Genomic DNA, 10,715 nt, shown 5'->3' with positions numbered 1-10,715 from the left:
GGGCCGATTACGGGGAGGCGGGCGACTCGACCGGGATCGAACCGTCGATGATGCCCTGACGCACCGTCTCGAGCTCGTCGGTCAGACCCTCGTCGACCAGCGACTCGAAGTCGTGGAACTCCGAGATGCCGACGCCGTCGTTCTCGAGCGTGCCGACGAACGGGGTCACGTCGAACTCGTCGTTGGCGGCCGAGACGGCAGCCTCGTACACCGCGACGTCCATGCCCTTGAGGATCGACACGAGGAGCAGGTCGGCCACGCTCGGGTCGGTCTCGTAGACATCCGCGTCCACGCCCATGAGGGCGATCTCGCCGCCGGAGTCGCGGATGGCCTCAGCGGCCGACTGGTAGATCGGGCCGCCGACGGGCAGCAGCACGTCGACGTCCTGGTCGATGATGCCCTGGGCGACCTGCTTGGCGCGGTCGTTCGCGGCGAACTCGTCGGTGAACTGGCCCTCCTGCGACTCGACGTCCCAGCCCACGACCTGGACGTCGGCGTCGTTCTGCTCGTTGAAGTACTCCACGCCGAGCTGGAAGCCGTCCATGAAGATCGTCACGGGCGGGATCTTGGCGCCGCCGAAGGTGCCGACCTTGCCGGTCTCGCTGTACGAGGCCGCGGCGTAGCCGCCGAGGAAGGCCGCCTGGGCGGTGTCGAAGACGAGGGGCTTGATGTTGGGTGCGTCGGTCTCGCCGTCGAAGTCGTTGTCGGCGTAGTCGTCGATGATGGCGTAGTCGATGTCGGGGTTGGCCAGGGCCGCCTCGACGGTCGGCGCGCTCAGCAGGAAGCCGACCGAGACGATGAGGTTGCAGCCCTCCGACGCGAGGTTGTCGAGGTTGGCCGCGTAGTCGCTGGCGGACTGCGACTCGGTGGTCGCGATCTCGAAGCCGAGCTCGTCGGCCGCCATCTCGAGGCCCGCGAGACCCAGCTGGTTGAACGACTTGTCGTTGAAGCCGCCCTCGTCCGAGACCATGCAGGCCTTGAAGTCGGTCATGGCCGCGCCGTCGTCGGGCTCGGTGGTCGAGCCGGCGCCTTCCGGAGCGGTGCCGCAGCCGGCAAGGGCCACGAGCAGGCCCGCGGCAACGGTGGCGCCTGCGAGCTTCTTGGTGCGTGAGATGGTCAACTCAGCCTCCCCATCAATGCCCCGAGTCCGTCACGGGGACTGCATAAAGTTACCCACTGTGACGCGCGTCTTGCATTCGTGCGCGGCTCGCCGAGCCGAATGGTTACAAAGACGCAATGAAGCCGCAACGGGGCGGGCTCGCGACCGGCCTCACAGCACGTCGCCGCGACCGGTCAGCTTGAGCGCGTCCACGACGCCCTTCACCCGCTGAGCGTGCTCGCTGGTGGTGACCAGGAGCGCGTCGGGGGTGTCGACGACGACGATGTCGCGGACGCCGATCAGGCTGATCACCCGCTGCGTCTGACTGACCACGATGCCGCTGGCGGCATCGGAGAGGATGCGGGCGTTCTCGCCGAGTATCGCCAGGTCGTTCTTGCGGCCGTGCGAGTTGAGCTTGGCCAGGCTGGCGAAGTCGCCGACGTCGTCCCAGTCGAAGTGTCCGGGGATGACGGCGAGGCGACCCTTCTCGGCGGCCGGCTCGGCGACGGCGTAGTCGATGGCGATCTTCTTCAGCGTCGGCCAGACGCGGTCGACGACGGGTCCCCGCTCATCCCGGTCGTCCCACGCCTCGGCGAGATCCATGAGACCGGCGTAGAGCTGCGGCTCCTGCTCCGCGATCTCGCCCAGCAGCACGTCGGCCCGGGAGATGAACATGCCGGCGTTCCACAGGTAGGACCGGTCGGCGAAGTACTCCTTGGCGGTGTCGAGGTCGGGCTTCTCCACGAAGTGGTCGACCATCGCCGCCTCGGGGGCCCCGTCCACGATCAGCTCCCCCGCCTTCTTGATGTAGCCGAACCCGACGGACGGCTCGGTCGGCGGGATGCCGATCGTGCAGATGTAGCCTTCGCGCGCCACGGCGATCGCCTGGCGGACCGCCCAGTCGAACAGGTGGGGCACGCGGATGACGTGGTCGGCGGCGAACGACCCGATGATGACGTCGGGCTCGCGCTTGGACAGGATGGCCGCGGCGAGGCCGATCGCCGCGGTGGAGTCCCGCGGCTCGGATTCGAGGAAGACGTTCATGTCGGGGATGCCGGGCAGTTCGCGCTCCACGGCGGCGCGGTGCGCGCGACCGGTCACCACGGCGATGCGATCGGGACCCGAGAGGGGCTCGAGTCGATTCCAGGTGTCGCGCAGCAGTGTGTGGCCCGACCCGGTGAGGTCATGCAGGAACTTGGGTGCATCGGCGCGCGACAGCGGCCACAGTCTGCTCCCGATGCCGCCCGCGGGTATGACGGCGTAGAAGTCCTCGATCGGTTCAGGCATGGGCTCAGCGTATCCGGGTGATGTGGTCGGTCATGTGGCCGCCCCATGTCGGGCGTGTGACGGCCACCGCGGGCCCATCGGTCTCGTTTATCTTGACATCGAGATACTTAGGCCCGCCTAAGCGGCGCCTGCGTCCGAACCGGGAATAGGATGACAGGAGCGCCCGCGTGACGCCGGCGACCCGATCGACCAGAGCGGGCCGCCCTGAGGGGCATCGACCCGCCCCCACCGTGATCGATCCAGGGAGGACGGCCGTGTCTGCACCAGCACGCGTCACACCGTCGGTATCCGAGACCACTTCGAAGGTCCCGCGTGGCACGCTCTACCGCGGCAACGAGGGCATGTGGTCATGGGTGCTGCACCGCATCACCGGCATCGCCATCTTCTTCTTCCTGCTCGTGCACGTGCTCGACACGGCGCTCATCCGCGTCGCGCCCGAGGCCTATGACGCGGTGATGGCCTCGTACAAGAACCCCGTCATGGGGCTCGGCGAGGTCGCGCTCGTCGGCGCCGTCGTGTACCACGCCTACAACGGGCTGCGGATCATCCTCGTCGACTTCTGGTCGTGGGCCACGCGGCACCAGCGGCAGCTGTGGTGGGGCGTGCTGGGCCTGTGGGTGGTGACGATGGTGCCGTTCACCATCCGACACCTCATGAACGTCTTCGGCGACTTCGGAGGGGGTAACTGATGTCCGCGGCGACCATCGCCGACCCGCGCACCCCGGCGGCACCCCGCCGGAAGGGTCCGAATCTCGAGAAGGCCGGCTGGATCTACATGCGCGTGTCGGGGGTCGTCCTCGTCGTGCTGATCTTCGGCCACCTCTTCGTCAACCTCATGCTGGGCGAGGGCATCCACGGCATCGACTTCGCGTTCGTGGCGGGCAAGTTCGCCACGCCGTTCTGGCAGTGGTGGGACGTCCTGATGCTCTGGCTCGCGCTGATCCACGGTGCGAACGGGATGCGCACGATCGTCAACGACTACGTCGCGGGCGAGACGACCCGGCGCATCCTCGTGGCCGCCCTCTGGGTTTCGGCCGCCTTCCTCATCCTCCTCGGCACCCTGGTCGTGTTCACCTTCGACCCGTGCCTGGGCCTCAGCCAGACCAGCCCCGAATGGCTCCAGGAGGTCTGCGCGTAGGCGCGGACCTCCCACCCACTCGACGATCCCCATCTCTGCCGAGCAGCAATCCGGACGGAAAGCATCCAGCGTGACCACTGACACCCCCGACAGCTACGTCAAGGACGGCGTCCACTACCACCAGTTCGACATCGTCATCGTCGGCGCCGGAGGCGCGGGCATGCGCGCGGCCATCGAGGCCGGGCCCGGTGCCCGAACCGCGGTCATCAGCAAGCTCTACCCCACGCGCTCGCACACCGGCGCGGCGCAGGGAGGTATGGCCGCGGCGCTGGCCAACGTCGAAGAGGACTCGTGGGAGTGGCACACCTTCGACACGGTCAAGGGCGGGGACTACCTCGTCGATCAGGATGCCGCCGAGATCCTCGCCAAGGAGGCGATCGACGCGGTCATCGACCTCGAGAACATGGGTCTGCCCTTCAACCGGACTCCCGAGGGCAAGATCGACCAGCGCCGCTTCGGCGGGCACACCGCCGACCACGGCAAGAGCCCCGTGCGTCGCGCCTGCTATGCCGCGGACCGCACCGGCCACATGATCCTGCAGACGCTGTTCCAGAACTGCGTGAAGCTGGGCATCAACTTCTTCAACGAGTTCTACGTGCTCGACCTGATCACCGTGAAGGGCGAGGACGGCGCCACCGGCGTCGCCGGGGTCGTGGCCTACGAGCTGGCCACCGGCGACCTGCACGTCTTCCACTCGAAGGCCGTGGTGTTCGCCACGGGCGGCTTCGGCAAGATCTTCAAGACCACCTCCAACGCCCACACCCTCACCGGGGACGGCGTGGGAATCGTCTGGCGCAAGGGCCTGCCGCTGGAGGACATGGAGTTCTTCCAGTTCCACCCCACCGGCCTGGCCGGTCTCGGCATCCTGCTCACCGAGGGTGCGCGAGGAGAAGGCGCGATCCTGCGCAACGTCTCGGGCGAGCGCTTCATGGAGCGCTACGCGCCGACCATCAAGGACCTCGCCCCGCGCGACATCGTCAGCCGCTGCATGGTGCAGGAAGTCGCCGAAGGCCGCGGTGCGGGCCCCCATCGCGACTACGTCCTGCTGGACTGCACGCACCTGGGCGCCGAGGTGCTCGAGACGAAGCTTCCCGACATCACCGAGTTCGCCCGCACCTACCTCGGCGTCGACCCCGTGGTCGAGCCGGTCCCCGTGATGCCGACCGCGCACTACGCGATGGGCGGGATCCCCACGAACATCAAGGCCGAGGTCCTCAGCGACAACGACACGGTCGTCCCCGGCCTGTACGCCGCCGGCGAGTGTGCGTGCGTGTCGGTGCACGGCTCGAACCGCCTCGGCACCAACTCGCTGCTCGACATCAACGTCTTCGGCAAGCGCGCCGGGCGCTACGCCGTGGAGTACGTCCAGACCGCGGACTACGTGCCGCTGCCCGAGGACCCCGCCAAGGAGGTCCGCGACATGATCGAGGGCCTGCGATCGAACCCGGGAACCGAGCGGATCGCGGTGCTGCGCAAGACGCTGCAGGACGAGATGGACCGCAAAGCCCAGGTCTTCCGCACCGAGGAGTCCCTCGGCGAGGTGCTCGAGGTGATCGCCGAGCTGCGCGAGCGCTTCAAGAACATCCACGTCGACGACAAGGGCAAGCGGTTCAACACCGACCTGCTCGAGGCGGTCGAGCTCGGCTTCCTGCTCGACATCGCCGAGGTCGTCGTCGTCACCGCCCGCAACCGCAAGGAGAGTCGCGGCGGTCACATGCGCGACGACTTCCCCACGCGCGACGACGAGCAGTACATGCAGCACACCATGGCGTATCTCTCCGGCGATGCCGGGTCTTCGCACGCCGAGGACCACATCCGCCTCGACTGGAAGCCGGTCGTCTTCACGAAGAACGACGCCGGCGAGTTGCGCTACCCGCCGTTGGAGAGGAAGTACTGATGGCCACCTCGGCAACCGACGTCATCGAGCGCACCGACGCCGATGCACCCGCACGCGCGGACGAGGCGGCGAACGACACCGGCATCCAGTCGTTCCTCGTGACCTTCATCATCCGCCGTTTCGACCCCGAGGTCGACGACGAGCCGCGCTGGGTCGACTACGACGTCGAGCTCTACTCCACCGACCGGGTGCTCGACGCCCTCCACAAGATCAAGTGGGAGGTGGACGGGTCGCTGACCTTCCGCCGGTCCTGCGCGCACGGCATCTGCGGGTCCGACGCGATGCGCATCAACGGCCGGAACCGCCTGGCGTGCAAGACGCTCATCAAGGACCTCGACATCTCGCAGCCCATCTACGTCGAGGCGATCAAGGGCCTGCCGCTCGAGAAGGACCTCGTCGTCGACATGGAGCCGTTCTTCGCGTCGTACCGCGAAGTGCAGCCGTTCCTGATCTCGAGCACGAAGCCCGAGCCGGGCAAGGAGCGGATCCAGTCGATCGTCGACCGTGAGGTCTTCGACGACACGACCAAGTGCATCCTGTGCGCCGCGTGCACCTCGTCGTGCCCGGTCTTCTGGACCGATGGTCAGTACTTCGGCCCCGCGGCCATCGTCAACGCGCACCGCTTCATCTTCGACTCGCGCGACGACGCCGGAGACGTGCGTCTCGACATCCTCAACGACAAAGAGGGCGTCTGGCGGTGCCGCACGACCTTCAACTGCACCGAGGCCTGCCCGCGCGGCATCGAGGTCACCAAGGCGATCGCCGAGGTCAAGCAGGCGGTGCTGCGGGGCTGACTCCCCGCCCGGGCACGAGCGATCTCGCGGTCATCGGTCGTCGCGCTGATCGATAGTGTGGCGTGGTGAGCGAAACGGGGGTCCGGGCACTACAGCGTGCCACCGCGGTGACCCGGCGCACGCTGGAGTGGTTCCCGATCCGCGTGTGGCGTCACTTCCTGCAGCACAACGGGTTCCTGCTGTCGGCCGGCGTGAGCTATCAGGCCCTGTTCGCCGCGTTCGCGACGGTCTACGTCGTCTTCGCGAGCGTCGGTCTGTGGCTCGGCGGCAGCCAAGAGGCCGTCAACGGACTCATCGACCTCATCAACAGCTACATCCCCGGCATCATCTCCAACAGCGGCGGTCTGTTCACCCCCGCGCAGGTGACGCGGATCGCCACCGGCAGCAGCGGCGTGCTGAGCATCACCGGTGCGATCGCCGCAGGCGCGCTGATCTGGACCGCGATCGGCTCGATCACCTTCTCCCGCCGCGCCGTCCGCGACATCTTCGGCATCCCGCCCGACCCGCGCTCCTACCTGCTGCTCAAAGCGACCGACTTCCTCGCGGCGGCCGCGTTCGGGACGGCACTGCTGGTGGGATGGGCGCTGACATCCGCCGGCACGTGGGCTCTGGACGTGCTCTTCACGTTCCTCGGCTGGAGCACCGGCTCGGTCTGGTTCAGCCTCGGGGTGAGCGCGATCGCGCTGGTCCTGCTGTTCGCCCTCAACACCGCCGTGCTGGCCGTGCTGGTGAAGTTCCTCGCCGGAACGGCTCTGCGGTGGCGGCGCGTGTGGCCGGGCGCGATCCTCGGCGGCACCGCCACGGCGATCCTGCAGATCGGAGCGGGCCTGGCGTTCACCTACACCCCGACGAACGTGCTGCTGGCGACCTTCGCCGTCTTCATCGGCCTGCTCCTGTGGTTCCGGCTCGTCGGGATCGTGGTCCTGGTGGCGGCCTCATGGATGGCCGTGTCGACGATCGACGCCGATATGCCGCTGGTGGAATGGACCGAGGAGGAGCGCCGCGCCTCGGAGCACCGCGCCCTCGCGGTGGCGGCCAAGGTGCGCCTCCGCGATGCCCGCGAGCGCCTCGAGCACGCGTCGTGGTACTCCCGGTGGGGCGCACGACGCGAGGTGGCCGCAGCCGAGCGCGCCCTGTCGGAACTTAAGGCGTCGGCGCCCCCGCCGCCGAAACGGGGCTCTCTGCTGGAGTGACCGGGCCCCGGGGCGCCGGTGTCGGTGGCCCCGGTTAGGCTGTGCGTCGTGTCTTCCCGCCTTCGCATCGCCTCCATCAACGTCAACGGCATCCGGGCCGCAGTCCGCAAGGGGATGAGCGACTGGCTCGAGACGGCCGGCGTCGACATCATGGCGCTGCAGGAGGTGCGGGCCACGGCCGATGACCTCGCGACCGCCCTGCCGGGATGGCACATCGTCAACGACGAAGCCGCCGCGAAGGGGCGCGCGGGCGTGGCGATCGCCAGCCGGATGCCGGCGGGCGAGGTCCGCCGCATCCTGCGGGACGACGACCCCGACCTCGAGCCGCTGGACGCCGCGGGCCGGTGGATCGAGGCGGACTTCGACATCGCGGGCACGGCGCTCACCGTCGTGAGCGCCTACGTCCACACGGGCGAGGCCGGCACCGCGCGACAGGATCCGAAGTGGGCGTTCCTCGACGCGATGGAGATCCGTCTGCCGCAGTTGGCCGCGCACGCGCGGCACGCGCTCGTGATGGGCGATCTGAACGTCGGCCACCGCGAACTCGACATCCGAAACTGGAAGGGCAACGTCAAGAAATCGGGGTTCCTGCCGCGAGAGCGGGCGTACTTCGACCGCTTCCTCGGCGACGCCGGCGCCGAGGTCGCCTGCGTCGACGGCACGCGCGGCACCGGGCTCGGCTGGATCGACGTGGGGCGGCGCGCGGCGGGCGATGTCGACGGGCCCTACACGTGGTGGTCCATGCGCGGACGCGCCTTCGACAACGACACCGGCTGGCGGATCGACTACCACCTCGCCACGCCCGCCCTGGCGGACGGGGCGCACGGCTACCGCGTCGACCGCGCGCCGTCGTGGGACACCCGCTGGAGCGACCACGCCCCTGTCATCGCGGACTACGAGATCGGCTGAGCCGCCCCCGCCGTCCTGCGCGCGAGCCGCATCCAGGTCTCGACGACCGTGTCGGGGTTCAGCGACATGGATCCGATCCCCCGGTCGACGAGCCAATCGGCGAGGTCCGGATGGTCCGAGGGACCCTGTCCGCAGATCCCGATGTACTTGCCACGTCGCGTGGCCGCCTCGATCGCCATCGCGAGCACCTTCAGCACCGCCGGGTCCCGCTCGTCGAAGGTCGAGGCGACCAGGGACGAATCCCGGTCCAGGCCCAGCACGAGCTGGGTCATGTCGTTGGAGCCGATCGAGAAGCCGTCGAAATGATCGAGGAACTCGTCCGCCAGCAGCGCGTTGGAGGGCACCTCGCACATCATGATGACCTCGAGCCCGTTCTCGCCGCGGCGCAGTCCGTTCTCGGCGAGGAGCCCGACGACACCGGCGCCTTCGGCGACGGTGCGGACGAACGGCACCATCACCTTGACGTTGGTGAGACCCATCTCGTCCCGCACGAACCGCAGCGCGTCGCACTCCATGTCGAAGCACGCCCGGAAGTCCGGCGAGACGTACCGCGAAGCGCCCCGCCAGCCGAGCATCGGATTCTCCTCGTGCGGCTCGTACCGATCCCCGCCCAGCAGGTTCGCGTACTCGTTGGATTTGAAGTCGCTCATGCGCACGATGACCGGCTCGGGGGCGAAGGCTGCGGCGATCATCGACACCCCCTCGGCGATGCGCTCCACGAAGTAGTCCCGGGGTGACGGATACGCGGCGATCCGCTCCGAGATCTCGTCCCGCAGCTCCGCCGGGAGCGTGTCGTGCTCCAGCAGCGCCCGCGGGTGGATGCCGATCTGCCGGTTGATGATGAACTCCAGCCGTGCGAGTCCGACTCCGGCGTGCGGGAGCTTCGAGAACGAGAAGGCCTGGTCGGGAGTGCCGACGTTCATCATGATCTTCACCGGCACCTCCGGCATCCGGTCGAGCTCGGTGAGCTCTTCGGCGAAGTCGAGGATCCCGCGGTAGACGAAGCCCTCGTCGCCCTCGGCGCACGAGACGGTGACGTCGTCGCCTCCGACCAGCACGCGCGTGGCGTCCCCGGTGCCGACGACGGCGGGGATGCCCAGCTCCCGCGCGATGATCGCCGCATGGCACGTGCGCCCGCCGCGGTCGGTGACGATCGCGGCGGCCTTCTTCATGATCGGCTCCCAGTCGGGATCGGTCATATCGGCCACCAGGACGTCGCCGACGGCGAAGGCGTCCATCTGCGAGAGGTCGGTCAGCACCCGCACCGGGCCGGCGCCGATCTTCTGCCCGATGGCGCGACCGACGACGGCGACCTCGCCGCGGGCGGCGAGGGAGAACCGGCGCATCACGTTGCCGTCCTCGCGCGAGACGACGGTCTCCGGCCGCGCCTGCAGGATGTACAGGCGACCGTCGACGCCGTCCTTGGCCCACTCGATGTCCATCGCGCGGCCGTAGTGCTCCTCGATGGTGACCGCCTGGCGGGCGAGCTCCGTGACGTCGGTGTCGTCGATGCTGAACCGCCGACGATCCTCGATGCCGACGTCGGCGAACACGGTGCTCCCGCCGACGTGGGTGCCGGCGGTGTAGCGCATGGCGATGGCCTTCTCGCCGACCGAACGCTTCAGGATCGCCGGCCGACCGGCGGCGAGCGCCGGCTTGTAGACGTAGAACTCATCGGGGTTCACCGCTCCCTGCACGACCGCCTCGCCCAGCCCGTACGCGCTGGTGATGAAGACCGCCCGGTCGAATCCCGACTCGGTGTCTACGGTGAACATCACCCCCGACGCGCCCACGTCCGAGCGGACCATCCGCTGGATGCCGGCGGAGAGGGCCACGTCGTGGTGGTCGAAACCGTTGTGCACGCGGTAGGCGATCGCGCGGTCGTTGTACAGCGAGGCGTAGACGGCGCGCACGGCGTGCAGGATGTTCTCGACGCCGCCGATGTTGAGGAAGGTCTCCTGCTGGCCGGCGAACGAGGCGTCGGGAAGGTCCTCGGCGGTGGCGCTGGAGCGCACCGCCCACGTGACCGCGTCGGGGTCGGGGTCGCCGGCGAGCAGCCGCGCGTACGCTTCGCGGATGTCGCGCTCGAGGTCCGCCGGCAGCGGCTGCTGCTCGATCCACGCCCGCACCGAGGCCCCCACCCGCGACAGCGCGGCGACGTCGTCGATGTCGATCGCCTCGACGGCCGTCCGGATGCGATCGACCAGCCCGTCCGCCGCCAGGAACGAGCGATAGGCGTCGGCGGTGGTGGCGAAGCCGCCGGGCACGGTCACTCCGGCATCGGCGAGGTGGGACACCATCTCGCCGAGCGAAGCGTTCTTGCCGCCCACCTGCGGCAGGTCGGCCATGCCGATCTCATGGAACCAGAGGATGTTGGTCATCGGGGTGCCTTTCGCGG

The 10,715-nt window shown here is 68.8% G+C and carries 9 protein-coding genes; 6 read left to right on the top strand and 3 right to left on the bottom strand.

Annotation, left to right across the window (positions count from 1 at the left end):
* Positions 1 to 7: 7 nt before the first annotated feature.
* Complete coding sequence (locus Q9S36_RS23475) at positions 8 to 1,120, bottom strand: BMP family ABC transporter substrate-binding protein (RefSeq protein WP_311287252.1); 1,113 nt, start codon at positions 1,118 to 1,120, stop codon at positions 8 to 10.
* Positions 1,121 to 1,270: 150 nt separating this feature from the next.
* The gene (locus Q9S36_RS23470) at positions 1,271 to 2,386 is read right to left on the bottom strand and encodes a mannose-1-phosphate guanylyltransferase (protein ID WP_311287250.1); all 1,116 of its coding nucleotides are present in this window, start codon (positions 2,384 to 2,386) and stop codon (positions 1,271 to 1,273) included.
* 254 nt (positions 2,387 to 2,640) lie between these two features.
* Between Q9S36_RS23470 and sdhC the strand changes: the two genes are divergently transcribed.
* The 6 genes from sdhC (at position 2,641) to Q9S36_RS23440 (ending at position 8,317) form a co-directional block, all read left to right on the top strand.
* Entirely contained in the window at positions 2,641 to 3,075 is a 435-nt protein-coding gene (gene sdhC / locus Q9S36_RS23465) for a succinate dehydrogenase, cytochrome b556 subunit (RefSeq protein WP_251453293.1), read from the top strand.
* On the top strand, positions 3,075 to 3,524 hold the full coding sequence (locus Q9S36_RS23460) for a succinate dehydrogenase hydrophobic membrane anchor subunit (RefSeq protein ID WP_251453294.1): 450 nt from the start codon (positions 3,075 to 3,077) through the stop codon (positions 3,522 to 3,524). Before sdhC ends, Q9S36_RS23460 begins: the two co-directional genes overlap by 1 nt.
* A gap of 70 nt (positions 3,525 to 3,594) precedes the next feature.
* On the top strand, positions 3,595 to 5,421 hold the full coding sequence (gene sdhA / locus Q9S36_RS23455) for a succinate dehydrogenase flavoprotein subunit (RefSeq protein ID WP_251453295.1): 1,827 nt from the start codon (positions 3,595 to 3,597) through the stop codon (positions 5,419 to 5,421).
* On the top strand, positions 5,421 to 6,215 hold the full coding sequence (locus Q9S36_RS23450) for a succinate dehydrogenase iron-sulfur subunit (protein ID WP_251453296.1): 795 nt from the start codon (positions 5,421 to 5,423) through the stop codon (positions 6,213 to 6,215). Before sdhA ends, Q9S36_RS23450 begins: the two co-directional genes overlap by 1 nt.
* A gap of 65 nt (positions 6,216 to 6,280) precedes the next feature.
* Complete coding sequence (locus Q9S36_RS23445) at positions 6,281 to 7,408, top strand: YihY/virulence factor BrkB family protein (RefSeq protein WP_311287249.1); 1,128 nt, start codon at positions 6,281 to 6,283, stop codon at positions 7,406 to 7,408.
* 48 nt (positions 7,409 to 7,456) lie between these two features.
* The gene (locus Q9S36_RS23440) at positions 7,457 to 8,317 is read left to right on the top strand and encodes an exodeoxyribonuclease III (RefSeq protein ID WP_311287248.1); all 861 of its coding nucleotides are present in this window, start codon (positions 7,457 to 7,459) and stop codon (positions 8,315 to 8,317) included.
* Here Q9S36_RS23440 and ppsA read toward each other — a convergent pair.
* On the bottom strand, positions 8,302 to 10,698 hold the full coding sequence (ppsA, locus tag Q9S36_RS23435; protein WP_311287247.1) for a phosphoenolpyruvate synthase: 2,397 nt from the start codon (positions 10,696 to 10,698) through the stop codon (positions 8,302 to 8,304). The genes Q9S36_RS23440 and ppsA overlap by 16 nt on opposite strands.
* Positions 10,699 to 10,715: the final 17 nt, after the last annotated feature.

It is taken from the genome of Microbacterium sp. ARD31, assembly GCF_031844425.1.
The sequence above is the reverse complement of the archived record's forward strand: the minus strand, read 5'-3'. Positions and strand labels throughout refer to the sequence as shown.